The sequence below is a fragment of the Candidatus Terasakiella magnetica genome (assembly GCF_900093605.1).
GTDB lineage: Bacteria > Pseudomonadota > Alphaproteobacteria > Rhodospirillales > Terasakiellaceae > Terasakiella > Terasakiella magnetica.
Window position 1 is genome coordinate 145,236 of record NZ_FLYE01000023.1, and the last position, 15,177, is coordinate 160,412.

Sequence of the window (15,177 nt, forward strand, 5' to 3'; positions counted from 1 at the left end):
GTCACACTGGCGCAGGCTGGTGTCTAGTCTTTGTGATATCTGGATGACGAGACATTGGGGCTTGGCATCTGAAACAATCCTGCGTATCTTCCATGAAACATGTTTTATAGGATTTTCGTAATGAAGTTTGCTGTGCGTTTTCTCGCCGTTTTTGCCGTTATTTTGTCAGCCTTTCCGGCCTTGGCAGAACTACGGGTCGATATTACACAGGGCCGTGTTGAGCCTATGCCGTTGGCGGTGGTGGAATTTACCGGGGATAACCCAGAGGCCGCACAGATCGGTCAGCAGATTGCCCGTGTGATTTCAGCAGACTTGGAACGTTCCGGCCTGTTTCGTCCCATTGATGAAAATGCGTTTATTCAAAAAGAACTAACCATGACGACCCTGCCGCGTTTTGGGGATTGGCGTATTTTAAATGCCCAAGCCTTGGTACAGGGCCATGCGGTTCCTCAAGCCAATGGGGAGCTGGCGATCCAGTTCCGCCTATGGGATGTGTTTGCGGAAAAGCAGATGGTCGGGCTTGCCTATAATACGGTTGCAGATAACTGGCGTCGTGTGGCCCATATTATTGCAGATACCATTTATCAACGCATTACGGGGGAAAGCGGCTATTTTGATACCCGCGTGGTTTATGTGGCTGAAAGCGGCCCTGCAAACCGCCGTGTAAAACGCCTCGCGATAATGGATCAGGATGGGGCGAACCACCGCTTTCTGACCGATGGTGCCGATATGGTGCTGACACCACGTTTTTCTCCGACCTTGCAAGAAATTACCTATCTTTCCTATTATAAGAACACCCCGCGGGTCTATCTGTTTAATATCGATTCAGGCAGACAAGCCCTGTTAGGGGATTTTCCGGGCATGACCTTTGCCCCGCGTTTTTCTTTTGATGGCACCAAGGTCATTATGTCCATGGCCAAAGATGGCAACTCCGATATTTACACCATGGATATTGCCACCAGACAAGCACGCCGTTTGACCCGTCATTCCTCCATTGATACCTCGCCAAGCTACTCACCTGATGGGGATCAGATCACATTTAACTCCGATCGCGGGGGCTCTCAGCAGATCTATGTTATGGATTCGAATGGAAAAAATGTCCGTCGTATCAGTTTTGGCAAGGGTCGGTACGCTACACCGGTGTGGTCACCGCGTGGTGATTTAATCGCTTTTACAAAAATGTTACAGGGTAAATTCTACATTGGTGTGATGCGTACAGACGGGTCTGGTGAGCGTCTGTTAGCCGATGGTTATCTGGTCGAAAGCCCAACGTGGTCGCCCAATGGACGCGTTTTGATGTTCTTTAGAGAAACCCTTCGCGGGGGTGAAAAAACAACCAAACTTTATAGTGTTGATTTGACTGGATATAACGAAAGAGAGATGATTACGCCGCTTGAAGGATCAGATCCTGCGTGGTCCCCCTTGATTCCTTAGAAAGGTGCGCATATAGTCTTTGCCAAGGCTATGGACGTATTTCTTATTTACAGGGGGCGCGTCGTAAGGTCTGGTTAATTTAATGGTTAAAATATAATAGTCCTACAAGGGGATTGCTCATGCGTAAGTTTCTCGGTCTGGTTGGTGCTGTAGCCCTTCTCGCTGCTTGTGAAACCGCACCACAAGATGGTGCAAATGCTTCTGGTGCAGCTGCTGCTCAAAAACTGGGCCCAGCTTCTGGTACAGCTCAAGATTTCGTTGTTAATGTCGGTGACCGTGTGTTCTTCGGCTTTGATCAGTACAACCTCACAGCTGATGCTCGTTCCACTTTGGAAAAGCAAGCTATGTGGTTGAAAAAATACCCGAACGCGACAATCGCGCTCGAAGGTCACTGCGACGAACGCGGTACACGTGAATATAACTTGGCACTCGGTGAGCGCCGCGCGAATGCTGCCAAAGAATTTTTGGTAAGTCTTGGCGTTGATGCAATGCGCGTCAAAACAATCTCTTTTGGTAAAGAACGTCCGGTAGCACTGGGCCACAATGAAGCGGCTTGGGCTCAAAACCGTCGCTCTGTGACTGTTGTGTCTATGGGCGCTGGTTCCTAATTTCTAGGAATTTACCCTAAAAGACTTCGAATAAGGCGTTTGCTGCATATCTTGTGGCAAACGCCTTGTTTTTTTGTGCAAGAAAAGGCACAAAGGCTGAAACGCGAAATTTGATGCAGGTTTGATTACCATGAAGATATCTTTCAAGACACTCCTTACGACAACATTCCTCGTGATAGCGAGCGCCATGCCCGCCATGGCGCAGGATGCAGATATGCAAGCCTTAATGGATCGTCTGGAAAGAATGGATCGTGACATCAAAGCGCTGAACTTAAAAGTCTATCGCACAAGTGGTTCAGAAAGTTCTTCCATCACCCCAAGCGCGGGTGAGGATGTTTCTGGCCCGTTAGGCGCGCGTCTTAGTGTGCGCATTAATGAGCTGGAAAGCCAGATGCGCCAAATGACAGGCCAGATTGAGGAAACTTCATATCGCATTTCGCAAATGACCACGCGTTTGGACAAGCTGATTGTCGATATTGATTATCGCCTGACAGCCCTTGAAGGTGGTACGCCTACAGGTCAGCCGCAAAACGCCCTTGGGCAAACAGGCACAGAAGGCCAAGTGAAATTACCAAGTGGTATGAGCGGTCAGCAATTGGCCCCACCAAGCGGGCAAGCCCCAGCCCAACAAGTGACGGGCACTAAGCCCGGTACATTGGGCACATTATCTGGCTCTGATCTTAAGAATCCTTCTTTGGCAAATAAGCCATCACCAACACCAGCACCGGTTTCAACAACGCCAGCCCCTGCGGCGACTGAGACTGTCCAGCTAAACCCTGAAGCGCTTTATCAAAGCTCGCGCCAAATGCTCATGCGTGGTGAGTTTGTGAATGCAGAGAAAAACTTTAAGTCCTTCTTGGAAACAAATAAGGACCATAAGCTAACAGGCAATGTGCGCTATTGGTTGGGGGAAACCTATTATGTGCAGGGCAACTACGCCCAAGCAGCTTCCACCTTCCTTGAAGGTTATCAAAAGTCTTCTCGTGGGGCCAAGGCACCTGATAGCTTGTTAAAGCTTGGTATGTCTTTGACACGTATGGAAAAATTACGTGAGGCTTGCGCGACATTTGGTAAACTACGTGCTGATTTCCCAAAAATGCCAGCTCATCTGTCCAAAACGCTTGAGCGTGAGCGTTCTTCGGCAAAATGCAACTAGGAACGGATGAATTTTCTCATCTAATGGTGGCCCTGCCCACGGTGGGGAAACGATTTGCTGTGGCTGTATCAGGCGGGGCGGATAGTCTTGCACTTTGCTTGCTCTGTGCTGAGTGGGCTGTACAACATGGCAAAAAACTTATTGCCCTCAGTGTAAATCATGGCTTGCGGGCAGAGGCTGAAGGCGAATGCCAGTGGGTTTCTCAAGCTTTATCGCATTATAATGTTGAGCATCATATTTTAACAGGGACGAGTGAAGCCCCTAAAAGTGATATTCAGGCGGCTGCGCGCGAGCTGCGCTATCAGTTGATGCAAGATTTTTGTATTGATCATGATATTTCGGACCTGTTTTTAGCGCATCATCAAGATGATCAGGCCGAAACCTTCTTGTTACGTTTGGCCCGTGGCAGCGGTGTTGATGGGCTTTCTGCTATGAAACCTGTGACGCAAAGGGGGCATCTCAGGCTTTTGCGCCCCCTTTTAACTGTACCTAAAGCCAGCCTTGTCTCTTATCTTGAAGAGCGAAATCAAAGCTGGATTGAAGACCCGTCAAATGAAAATACCGCCTTTGAGCGGGTGAAAATGCGAAAAGCCATGGGGGCTTTGGCTGAACTTGGCTTAACGCCACACCGTTTAAGCCAGACCGCAGGCACTATGCAGCGTGTTAGTGGCGTGATGACACGGCTGTCTCAGGACTGGCTTGCGCAGAATTTTCGTTTATTTGAAGAAGCATATGGTGAGTTTTCCCACTCAGCCCTTAGTCAAGGTGAAGAAGAAGTTATCTTAAGGTGCTTATCGCGAATCGGTATGGCGATAAGCGGTGAAATTTACCCGCCACGATTTGAAAAATTACAAAAGCTTTTGGGGAAACTATTAGCCAAACAGGACGCAACCTTGATGGGTTGTCGCTGGATAAATCAGGGTGAGGATATTTTAGTTTGTCGCGAAGTGCGTTTAAACGAAGTATCATCAAACATCTATCAAATTGATAATCATCATTCTAAATCAGCATATTACGTGCGTATGTTAGGTCAAGATGGCTGGGCTGAGATTATCAAATGTGATGAGACGTTACGTCAATCGCCTTTGGTTAAGCCTGTGCTTTATAGCCTGATTTCCTTCTGGGATGACAAGGGTGTTCTGGCTGTACCGCATTTGGACTATGTGCGTGAAAATGAGTCATTTGAGGTGGATTTAGCTTTAATTGCTAAAAAACGGCTATTTTCATAAGTTTCGCCTTGCGCAAGGCTGAAAATAGCTTATCTCTAATTCACAACGAATTGAGTATACGACGAAAAGGAATTCAAACGTGAACTTTAGCAGGAACCTAGCGCTGTGGGTCATCATCGCACTGTTGATCTTTGCGCTGTTCAATCTGTTCCAAAGCTCTAACCAGCATATGGACCAGTCGACTGTACCGTTCTCTACTTTCATTGATGCAGTGGAAGAAGGCAAAGTCCAGGAAGTTACCATTCAGGACAATACGATTACGGGTACATATCGTGACGGCATCAAGTTCCATTCTTACACGCCAAACGATCCGAACCTGATCACCACTTTGCGTGACAAAGGGGTCAAGATCACGGCGATGCCAAAGGATGATAGCGTTTCATTCTTCTCGATCCTGATCAGCTGGTTCCCTATGCTGTTGTTGATAGGTGTCTGGATTTTCTTCATGCGCCAGATGCAAGGCGGTGGCGGCAAAGCCATGGGCTTTGGTAAATCCAAAGCGCGCCAGCTTACTGAACAGCAAGGCCGCGTGACATTTGAAGATGTTGCAGGCATTGAAGAAGCCAAGCAGGAATTGGAAGAAGTTGTTGAATTCTTAAAAGATCCAAGCAAGTTCCAACGCCTTGGTGGTAAAATTCCACGCGGTTGTCTGCTGGTTGGCCCTCCGGGGACAGGTAAGACACTGCTGGCACGCGCCATTGCAGGTGAAGCCAACGTTCCGTTCTTTACGATTTCCGGTTCTGACTTTGTTGAAATGTTTGTTGGTGTTGGTGCATCGCGGGTTCGTGACATGTTTGAACAAGGTAAAAAGAATGCGCCTTGTATCATCTTCATTGACGAGATCGATGCGGTGGGTCGCCATCGTGGTGCCGGTCTTGGCGGTGGTAATGATGAGCGTGAGCAAACGCTCAACCAGTTGCTGGTTGAAATGGATGGCTTTACCGATAATGAAGGTGTGATCCTGATTGCAGCGACCAACCGTCCTGACGTTTTGGACCCTGCTTTGTTGCGCCCGGGTCGTTTTGACCGCCAAGTTGTGGTGCCAAACCCAGATATCCAAGGCCGTGAACATATTCTTCTTGTACATATGAAGAAAGTGCCTTTAGGCCCGGATGTTGATCCTCATACAATTGCACGCGGCACGCCTGGTTTTTCTGGTGCAGACCTTGCCAACCTTGTTAACGAAGCCGCCCTTTTGGCTGCGCGTCGCAACAAGCGTCTGGTCACAAATGCAGAGTTTGAAGATGCCAAAGACAAGGTCATGATGGGTGCTGAGCGCAAATCTATGGTCATGTCGGAAGAAGAGAAAAAACTCACAGCCTTCCACGAAGCGGGTCACGCCTTATGTGCCCTTCATATGGAAGCCTCTGATCCAATCCATAAAGCCACCATCATTCCACGTGGTCGCGCGCTTGGTATGGTGATGCGCCTGCCAGAAGCAGACCGTGTTTCTCTTTCCACGGAAAAACTGCGTGCTGATTTGGTTGTTGCCATGGGTGGTCGTGTTGCTGAAGAGTTGGTCTTTGGTAAAGATAAGGTCACAACGGGTGCCTCAAACGATATCAAGCAAGCCACAAACATGGCCAAACATATGGTTATGGAATGGGGCATGTCTGAGAAGCTTGGCCCGATTGCTTATAGCGAGAATGAACAGGAAGTTTTCCTTGGTCATTCCGTGACGCAAACGCAGAATAACTCTGAAGAAACGGCAAAAGCCATTGATTCAGAAGTGCGCCAGATCATTGAAACCGCTTATGAGCATTCAACTGAAATCCTCACTAAATATCGCAATGAATTGGATATCATCGGTGATGGTCTCATTGAATATGAAACACTCACAGGTGATGAGATTAAAGACCTGATTGATGGCAAACCACCTCAGCAAGGTGGGAATGGTTCGGCAAATGGGGACGGCAAGCGCCGCAGCTCCATTCCAACAGCAGGTCATAAGAAAGACTCCTCTGATGATAATGGTGTTGAGCCAGAACCACAGCCTGGTGAGTAAACTTTACCTGTGAAAATAGGTATTTATGAGCCCCTGTTTTTGCAGGGGCTCATTTGTTTTTAGGGGAAATCCTATGACTGTTTATGAAAAAGATTTTAATCTAAGCGCACTGCCGCGCGGGTTTTGCACGCCTGAGTGCGACCTTGGAAAAATGATTTACCTGCGCCCGCTTGCACGCTTTCGCCAAGGCCGTTTTGACTATCCTCTTTATGAGCTCTCTCTTCGCATAAAAGGTGAGGTTCAGCGTTTTAAAGCCAGTCAAAGTGATTTGATGGTTTGGGCTGAAAATGAGGGTGAAGACGTGATTGTACAAGTAGGTAAACTGCTTGAACATTGTGAAATACCTCGTCCCTCTTTTGCCGGGCTTAAGGTTGAAAAACGTCCGCTCATTATGGGGATTGTGAATGTCACGCCCGATAGTTTTTCAGATGGCGGGGATAATTATAATCCTGAAGTTGCCATTGCCCATGCCAAGGAAATGGTCGCAGCAGGCGTGGATATCCTTGATATCGGCGGCGAGTCAACTCGACCGGGCGCAGCTGCTGTTGCGCGTGAAGACGAATTAAAACGCGTCATTCCAGTGATTAAGGGGATTAAAGACTTAGGGGTAAAAATTTCCATTGATACCCGCCACAGTGCGGTGATGCGCGCCGCCATTAATGCGGGGGCTGATATTATTAATGATGTCACGGCTTTAGAAGGGGAAGGCTCGCTTGAAGTGGCCGCTGAACTTGATGTGCCGGTCATGCTTATGCATATGCAAGGTGAGCCCCAGACCATGCAGGAAAACCCCATTTACGAAGACTGCGTGCTTGATATTTATGACTATCTTCATGAACGGGTGCGCGCGTGTGAAAATGCTGGCTTAAAGCGTGAAAATATCTGTGTCGATCCGGGTATTGGCTTTGGCAAAACGCTGGATCACAATATGGAGATCATGAACCAGTTGGCACTTTACCATGGTCTGGGCTGTAGTGTGCTTCTTGGGGCATCGCGCAAAAGCTTTATTGCCAAAATCTGTGGTGATGTGGCGGCAAAAGACCGTTTGCCCGGTTCTTTGGTTGCTGCCCTTCAAGCTGCGCAAGCAGGTGTGCAGCTCGTGCGCGTTCATGATGTGGCACAGACCAAGCAGGCCCTTGATGTGTGGGAATGTATTTGATCTGCGAATCGTGAGATGCTAAACCTTATTTAACAGTTATCCACGAACAGAATCGAACATCTAGATGACACGTAAACTCTTTGGCACAGACGGTATTCGCGGGGCCGCCAACCTGCATCCGATGACGGCAGAAATCGCTATGAAAGTCGGGATGGCAGCGGGGCATTATTTCGTGCGTGGGGATCACCGCCACCGTGTGGTGATTGGTAAAGATACCCGTCTTTCCGGTTATATGATCGAACCTGCACTTGTTGCTGGTTTCACCGCCATGGGGATGGATGTGTTACTGGTTGGCCCTATGCCCACGCCTGCGGTTGCCATGTTAACAGATTCCATGCGTTGTGATCTTGGGGTGATGATTTCAGCCTCTCATAACCCGTTTTATGATAACGGCATTAAGTTGTTTGGTCCTGATGGTTATAAGCTGCCCGATGAGGTTGAGCTTAAGCTTGAAGAACTGATTGGAAGTGATCTTTCTTCCATGTTTGTAGCCCCTGAAAAATTGGGCCGTGCTAAACGTTTGGAAGATGCCTCTGGGCGCTATGTGGAATTTGCCAAAAATACCTTCCCGGATGATTTACGCCTTGATGGGCTTAAGATCGTGGTCGATTGTGCCAACGGGGCGGCCTATAAGGTTGCACCGGAAGTCTTGTGGGAATTGGGCGCAGAAGTAATCCCGGTTGGGGTTGCGCCAAACGGTTTTAACATCAATAAAGAGTGCGGTTCGACCTCAACCAGCACATTGAGCGAACAGGTGATCGCCCATAATGCGGATATCGGTATTGCGCTAGATGGTGATGCGGATCGTGTGATCATTTGTGATGAAAAAGGCCAAGTGGTTGATGGTGATCAGATCATGGGGCTGGTGACAACTCATATGCATAAGCGCGGCCTGTTAAAAGGCGGCGGCTTGGTTGCAACCGTCATGTCCAATATGGGCTTGGAAAAATACCTTGAAGGCAATGGCCTTAGCCTTGAGCGCACCAAAGTGGGTGATCGCTATGTGGTTGAAAAAATGCGTTCAGATGGCTTTAACGTAGGTGGTGAGCAATCCGGCCATATTGTTTTAGGTGATTATGCCACAACAGGGGACGGCCTTGTCGCCGCCCTTCAAGTACTCGCCGTGGTTATTGAACAGGGCAAACCGACTTCACAGGTGTGTAAATTGTTTGAGCCTTACCCGCAGATTTTAAAGAATGTACGTTATGGGGCGGATAGCTATCCACTGGATGAAGACAGCGTAAAACAGGCGATTTCAACAGGTGAAGACCGTCTTAATGGCTCAGGTCGTGTGTTGATCCGCAAATCCGGCACAGAACCTTTAATCCGCGTGATGGCGGAAGGCCAAGATTCGCAACTGGTGGAACAAGTGGTTGATGATATCGTTGCTGCGGTTACGGCTGTGGCATGAAGGGGCGCGTGCTGATCATCGCTGGTTCTGACAGTGGTGGCGGGGCAGGCATTCAGGCTGATCTTAAGACCGTTACCTGCCTTGGTGGCTATGGGATGACAGCCATTACAGCCCTGACGGCACAAAATACCCAAGGTGTTAGCGCTATTCATGATGTGCCAGCTGATTTCATTAAAGAACAAATCCGTGTTGTGCTGAGCGATTTGGGTGCGGATTGCATCAAAACAGGTATGTTAAGCCAACCTGCCACCATCCATGCCATTTGTGATGTGTTAGATGAGCTCGATATGGACATCCCCATGGTGGTTGATCCGGTCATAGTGGCAAAAGGCGGGGCCTCCTTGCTGGCTCAAGAAGCCATGGCAGCACTAAAAACCCGCCTGATCCCGCGCGCAACCATGCTCACCCCCAATGTACCAGAAGCCGAAGCCTTAACCGGCATAAGCGTTATGACAGCAGATGATATGGCAAAAGCTGCTGAGAAGCTGTTCGAGTTGGGACCCAAAGCTGTGTTGATGAAGGGCGGGCATTTGGATGAAACGGGCGAGCAAGTGACCGATTATTTATTTGAAGCTGGTGGGGGGAGCCATCACTTTTCAGGCAAGCGCATCCAAAGCCGCCATACCCACGGTACAGGCTGCACAACCGCCTCAGCCATTGCCTGTGGAATTGCTCAAGGACTAACAGTGGTTGAGTCTGTACAACGGGCAAAAGACTATGTTTTTGAAGCCATTAGAACCGCACCGGGATATGGCTCAGGCCATGGGCCGCTTAATCATGGTCATACAGTCAAGGCCTAGGGGCAAGCTGTGCGAAACAGGGATGCTTTTCGTCAAGAATAAAATACCCCTACTTATTGCTGGTTTTTGACCTAAGTTATTTAGGGTACTATGGCAATCAGGTACAAATTGTCGAAAATAAACAGGACGTCGAGTTTTGCCATGAAGGATACCTTCGGTCGCACCATTACATATTTACGTGTCTCTATCACAGATCGTTGTGATTTTCGCTGTACCTATTGTATGGCAGAAGATATGACGTTTTTACCGCGCCAAGAAATCCTGTCTTTTGAAGAGATGGAACGTATCTGCACCGCCTTTATCAATCGCGGTGTGACGAAAATTCGCTTAACGGGCGGCGAGCCGCTTGTGCGCCGTGGCGTAATGGATTTGATAAAACAGCTCAGCCGCCATTTAGAGACAGGGGCGCTTAAAGAGCTTACGCTTACGACAAATGGCTCTCAATTGACCAAATATGCCGATGATTTGGTTAAATACGGTGTGCGTCGCATTAATGTCTCGCTTGATACCTTAGACGCGCAGCGTTTTGCCGATATTACCCGCCATGGCAAGCTTGATACGGTGCTAAACGGCTTGGAAGCTGCCAAAAAGGCCGGGCTGAAAGTCAAAATCAACACGGTGGCGCTTAAAGGCCAGACCGATGAAGAACTTGATGATTTACTGGAATTTGTTGGGGATAACGGGTTTGACCTGACCTTTATTGAAACCATGCCGTTGGGTGAAATTGGTGGCTCGCGCGTTGATCATTACCTACCACTGACTGAAGTGCGCGAACGTATTTCAAAAAGATGGACAATTTCGGATACGGATTATGTAACGGGTGGGCCTGCGCGTTTTGTCGATGTGGCAGAAACAGGCAATCGCATTGGTTTTATCACACCACTTAGCCACGGTTTTTGTGAAAGCTGTAACCGCATGCGCTTAACCTGTAAGGGCGTGCTTTATATGTGCTTGGGCCAAGATGGCAATGTGGACTTGCGCGAGGTGGTGCGCTCTAGTGAAAGTAACGAGCCATTACAAGCCGCTATTGATAAAGCCTTGAACCTGAAACCAGAAGGCCATGAGTTTATTATTGAAGAAGGCCGCGACGGTCCGGCACTTAATCGTCATATGAGCGTGACAGGCGGCTAAAGCTGAGTCATATTAGGGCGAAACTTCACTGAAGGATGAGGCAGATGGCTGATCCCAAAATTGCATTTGTTGCTGGAAAATCAGATACCGCACAAGATGCAATGTCGCGTTTATGCGGTATGTATGACCATGTTACCCCAGATAAGGCTGATGTCATTGTGGCCTTGGGCGGGGATGGCTATATGTTGCGCACCCTTCATAAATATCTGCATCTTAATAAACCTGTCTTTGGTATGAACCGGGGATCTGTCGGGTTTTTGATGAATGAATATCGCGAAGATGACTTAATGGAGCGGATTTCACGCATGGAATCCTTTGAAATCCACCCTTTGCGCATGGAAGCGCAATGTAAGGGCGGCAAAATCCATGAAGCCATTGCCTTTAACGAGGTCTCGCTTTTTCGCGAAACAGGCCAAGCAGCACACATCCGCGTCAGTGTCGATGGTGTCGTGCGTCTTGATGAAATGGTCTGTGATGGTCTGTTGATTTCAACACCTGCAGGCTCAACGGCTTATAACATGTCAGCCTATGGCCCGATCTTGCCTTTGGGTGCGGGGGTTTTGGCCCTTACGGCGATTTCAGCCTATCGCCCCAGACGCTGGCGCGGCGCAATTTTGCCCCATAGTGCCTCGGTTAATTTTGAAATCATCAATGATGAAAAACGCCCGGTGGGTGTTTCTGCCGATTTTAACGAGTTTCGTGATGTGCTTAATGTGAAGGTCTATGAAGACCGCAGCCTTTATTCCATGGTGCTGTATGATCCTGAACATAATCTGGAAGAGCGGATTTTACAGGAACAGTTTATGGGCTGAGCTCAGCCTTAGCTCAGCGCAGCAGGGAATGATGCGCGCTGATCACCGTGATTTTTTCATCAACCAATTGGGCTTTGATCTTTTCCCAATCCGGCTTTTTAGCCCCAAAACTTGTGCGCAACATGCGATTAACCGCTTCGCTTAATGGGCTGCTGGACGCGAGGGCAACCACACGGTAATCAATAGAGTTATGAATGTTTTTCGGCAAAATCATACGCCAGCCGATGAGGCCTTTTTGCATTTGGGCTTGCATCAATCCTTCACGATCAGCCAGCAGGAAATGCCCATCGCTTAAACGCTGGGCAAAGGCCCACATATAGGCAGGCGCGCCGATGTTATTCACCGAAATTTCCAAAGCACATAGGCCGTTAAGCGAACTTGATGGGAAGCTTTGCCCATCGCGCATGAGCGGGATGGTATCAGGGGCCTGGCAGCCCTGATTGGCATTGGCGCGTAGCTCAGAAATACCAAGTTTCAGGCTGCCTGCGCGCAAGGCGATGATATTGTCTTCAAACTGAAGGTAAAGCCCAATGCCAAGGGCAAAGAGACAGACGACCAAAGCAATGATTTTTGCAAAACGATTATCTTTAATGGGGGGCGGTGCATTGGGATCAGGCTTGTAAAGATCAATCTCTTGCTCAGCACTTTCCTCTTCATCCTCTTCTTCAAGCTCATCAGGTAAGGGATCGTTCAGGTTAAAGCGTTGAATGATGCGTTGAATGTTGGGCAGGGATTCTAGATGGAGCAGCTCGCCATCTACATGTAAGTTTTCAAGAAACTCATCATCAGGCACAAGGCCAGCCCCGCCGGGAATAAAGCAGAAAAGGCGCACATTATCAGCGCGCAGCTTTTCAAAAATCTCTTGTGAGGCCAGTAGTTTTTCTTTGATATGATTAACAGGGCGCACATTTAGATCACGGTCTAGCTCGCCTGTTAACCAAATGGCATTTTCAACTGTTTCTTCAGGTTTTGCGAGAAGGTCTTCTGCAAAAAGGGCGTGGGCGGCAAAGGCACCGAGTTGCCAACTGTTACCATCGGTAATGGGGGCAGAGAGGTCCATGCGATATGAGGGGTGATCATAAGAGCGTTGGATTACGCCTGTGGGCTCTTTGACAAAACTGTCATAAGCTCGTGAAATCGGCAAAGCCTTGGCGGTGCCGTTTTCACAAACAACGCTGCGCACATCTGGGTCTTCGCGCGTAATGCGCTGAACTTCAACCGGGCCTTCGGTGGTAGCGATATAAACTCTGATACTCATTAGCTGAGAATGACTTCACTTTTTACATTACGCAAGGCTTTGACGATATCATCATCACTTGAAAGCAGGATTTGTGCCTCACCATCATAAAAGTCATCAATGACAAGGCGCAAAATCGGGCCATCTTCTTGATTGATGAAAAGCAGGCTTGGCGTTTCATCGCGATCAATGGCTTCAATCAGTAGATAAATCTGACTTGCATCGGCTTTTGAGGGTTTCAGGCTGATCTTAAACCCATCGGCTTCGCGTATATCAATATCACCTGTACTGGCGGCGGCTGCGCGTGCCATATGGACAATGGATTGTTTTTCAAGCAAGCGTTTTAAACCCCGGCGTAGCTTCAGGTCATTTAAAAGTGCAGCTTGTAGGACTGGCGAGGATGTATGGTTTGGGTCATGGGCATAGGCAAAGAGCTCACTAAAGGCGACTTTTTGCGCTGCCTCATCGGGAGGGCCCATGAGATGGTCATAATTATGCAGGGCCTGAAATATCTTTGCGGCATCTTTGCGTGAAGATTTAGTCATCAAAACCCTCCATAAATTTTGCTGAACTGCCCGCTAAAGACGGTGCGGTCATAAGAAAATTGTGATTGCCAGCCCCCACCTGCGAGGGAGAGATTATCAAGGCGCTCTAAAAAAGCATCGATATCGCGCGAAATATCCAACAATAAATCGGCCCCTTGTGAAAACGCGAGGCTTAGTTCTGGAGCTTGGCTGACGTCTTCTTTAAAGCCTTTGCGCGAAAAACCGTTATAGGCTTGCTCGGCATCGACCATGAGCTTTGCAATATCTGGCCCGACGGTTTCTTCATCATGGATGATCTCAATAAAATGCTGTGTGATGGAGGTGCTTTGCAGGGTGACAACATTGCTACCCTCGTCACTCTCTTCAATCAAATGCTGGGCCAGCGGGGCAAAATCAATGCCGGGTTCCAACTTTAACATCACATCCACAGTTTCTTTTTGGCGTGCTTTAGCAAGAGCATGCAGGCTGGCATAGATGGCTTTTTGAATATGTTTGTGCATGGATTGATAGGTGATTTGGCGTTCTTGATAAGTCTCCTGCGGGCCTTCATCAATAATCTCATCAAGCTCATTTTTTTCAACATGGCGGCGCAGGGCTTGGGTCAGGCGGGCTTGTGGCTTGGTGAAAATATCACTGCGTAAAATGGAAAGCGGCAGGCGCAGGGCCAAGCCACCCGCATTAAGCAGACCTTCAAGGTTAGCGCATTCCTGTTTATTGAGGAACTTAACCAGATTAAGCGGGCTGGAGTTGAGCTCTATTAAGGGGGAGAGGGTTTCTTCAACGCTTTCAAGTGTTTCGGATAATAAATCAGGGGCGATCTCACCGGCTTCATGATCCCCGCCAATGGAGCCTGCATGGCGCATGGCCGCAAGGTCTCTGGCGCTTTCAACGGCTTGTATGGCGCGCACAAAAGTTAGCAACACACTGTCATAGGTCTTGAAATCAACGCCTTTTTCTTTTTCTAATGAGGCGGCCTGCCAAAAATCCAAAATCATTGGGTCATCAACACTATCCACATCATCATTACAATAGGCGAGAATTTTGCGAAATTTTCGTTGGGATTGGGCTGTGGGCAGATGTTCACCCAAATATTTATAAAGCTGGCGCGATAAGGTATTTGCGGCCTCTGAAACAGACTTGCGCGTGAGTTCTTCACTAAGGAGATTTTGTAAGACCTGGTCAATATCGCTATAGCCAAGGGCGGTAAGGAGAAATTCCAATAAGGCGGAAAGGACGGGCATCCGGCTATATTGGATTGAAAATTCACCATCAGGGTAGGAGAGGGTTAGCCCATTTTCACTGAGGCTGAGGGTTGAACCGTTATAGTCTGCATAAGCATGGTGGCAATAGCTTTGATAGCTGGAGCTGCGCGCCACCCCACTGTCCCAAAAGAAAAATTCATAGCGACCCTTTTGGAAAGAAAGCTCACTTGCAGCCACAATCAGGTGGGAAAGTTCCATCAAAGGGGTGGCATAGGTGCGACAGACAACAAGCTTGCCGATTTCGCGACAAATCATCGGGGAGAATTTGGCTTCCCCGTCTATCTCACTTTCAGCCATGGTATGTAATACGGCTGTTAGCTCACCGCTTTTTCCTGCCTCAAGCAGCAGTTCTTCGGATCCCATCTTATGCGTCCCTGATTTTCGTTTT

At 48.5% G+C, this 15,177-nt stretch carries 13 protein-coding genes; 10 read left to right on the plus strand and 3 right to left on the minus strand.

Annotated features, from left to right (window positions below; all coding sequences use genetic code 11):
• Nucleotides 1-120: 120 nt before the first annotated feature.
• From tolB to MTBPR1_RS10060, 10 genes are all read left to right on the plus strand, one after another.
• Entirely contained in the window at nucleotides 121-1,434 is a 1,314-nt protein-coding gene (gene tolB, locus MTBPR1_RS10010; protein WP_240492880.1) for a Tol-Pal system beta propeller repeat protein TolB, read from the plus strand.
• A gap of 119 nt (nucleotides 1,435-1,553) precedes the next feature.
• Entirely contained in the window at nucleotides 1,554-2,042 is a 489-nt protein-coding gene (gene pal, locus MTBPR1_RS10015) for a peptidoglycan-associated lipoprotein Pal (RefSeq protein ID WP_069188869.1), read from the plus strand.
• A gap of 130 nt (nucleotides 2,043-2,172) precedes the next feature.
• Nucleotides 2,173-3,198: a tol-pal system protein YbgF gene (ybgF, locus tag MTBPR1_RS10025; protein WP_083223019.1), complete on the plus strand. Its 1,026-nt coding sequence runs from the start codon at nucleotides 2,173-2,175 to the stop codon at nucleotides 3,196-3,198.
• Nucleotides 3,189-4,427, plus strand: coding sequence for a tRNA lysidine(34) synthetase TilS (tilS, locus tag MTBPR1_RS10030; RefSeq protein WP_083223020.1), 1,239 nt, complete (start codon nucleotides 3,189-3,191; stop codon nucleotides 4,425-4,427). Before ybgF ends, tilS begins: the two co-directional genes overlap by 10 nt.
• Before the next feature lie 79 nt (nucleotides 4,428-4,506).
• Nucleotides 4,507-6,432: an ATP-dependent zinc metalloprotease FtsH gene (gene ftsH / locus MTBPR1_RS10035; RefSeq protein ID WP_069188873.1), complete on the plus strand. Its 1,926-nt coding sequence runs from the start codon at nucleotides 4,507-4,509 to the stop codon at nucleotides 6,430-6,432.
• Between the two features lie 73 nt (nucleotides 6,433-6,505).
• Nucleotides 6,506-7,591, plus strand: coding sequence for a dihydropteroate synthase (gene folP, locus MTBPR1_RS10040; RefSeq protein ID WP_069188874.1), 1,086 nt, complete (start codon nucleotides 6,506-6,508; stop codon nucleotides 7,589-7,591).
• 64 nt (nucleotides 7,592-7,655) lie between these two features.
• Nucleotides 7,656-9,002: a phosphoglucosamine mutase gene (gene glmM / locus MTBPR1_RS10045; protein ID WP_069188875.1), complete on the plus strand. Its 1,347-nt coding sequence runs from the start codon at nucleotides 7,656-7,658 to the stop codon at nucleotides 9,000-9,002.
• Nucleotides 8,999-9,802, plus strand: coding sequence for a bifunctional hydroxymethylpyrimidine kinase/phosphomethylpyrimidine kinase (thiD, locus tag MTBPR1_RS10050; protein WP_069188876.1), 804 nt, complete (start codon nucleotides 8,999-9,001; stop codon nucleotides 9,800-9,802). Before glmM ends, thiD begins: the two co-directional genes overlap by 4 nt.
• Before the next feature lie 141 nt (nucleotides 9,803-9,943).
• On the plus strand, nucleotides 9,944-10,933 hold the full coding sequence (gene moaA / locus MTBPR1_RS10055; RefSeq protein WP_069188877.1) for a GTP 3',8-cyclase MoaA: 990 nt from the start codon (nucleotides 9,944-9,946) through the stop codon (nucleotides 10,931-10,933).
• Nucleotides 10,934-10,977: 44 nt separating this feature from the next.
• Complete coding sequence (locus MTBPR1_RS10060; protein WP_069188878.1) at nucleotides 10,978-11,745, plus strand: NAD kinase; 768 nt, start codon at nucleotides 10,978-10,980, stop codon at nucleotides 11,743-11,745.
• Nucleotides 11,746-11,758: 13 nt separating this feature from the next.
• On the opposite strand, the gene MTBPR1_RS10065 is transcribed toward MTBPR1_RS10060, so the two are convergent.
• The 3 genes from MTBPR1_RS10065 to MTBPR1_RS10075 are packed head-to-tail and all read right to left on the minus strand — an operon-like array spanning nucleotide 11,759 to nucleotide 15,152.
• Nucleotides 11,759-13,003: a hypothetical protein gene (locus tag MTBPR1_RS10065; protein WP_069188879.1), complete on the minus strand. Its 1,245-nt coding sequence runs from the start codon at nucleotides 13,001-13,003 to the stop codon at nucleotides 11,759-11,761.
• A complete protein-coding gene (locus MTBPR1_RS10070; protein WP_069188880.1) occupies nucleotides 13,003-13,527 on the minus strand; it encodes a hypothetical protein in 525 nt (174 codons plus the stop codon). The genes MTBPR1_RS10065 and MTBPR1_RS10070 overlap by 1 nt, the downstream gene beginning before the upstream one ends.
• Nucleotides 13,527-15,152 carry a hypothetical protein gene (locus MTBPR1_RS10075; protein WP_069188881.1) on the minus strand — a complete coding sequence of 542 codons (1,626 nt, stop codon included), beginning with the start codon at nucleotides 15,150-15,152 and terminating at the stop codon, nucleotides 13,527-13,529. Before MTBPR1_RS10075 ends, MTBPR1_RS10070 begins: the two co-directional genes overlap by 1 nt.
• Nucleotides 15,153-15,177 lie beyond the last annotated feature (25 nt).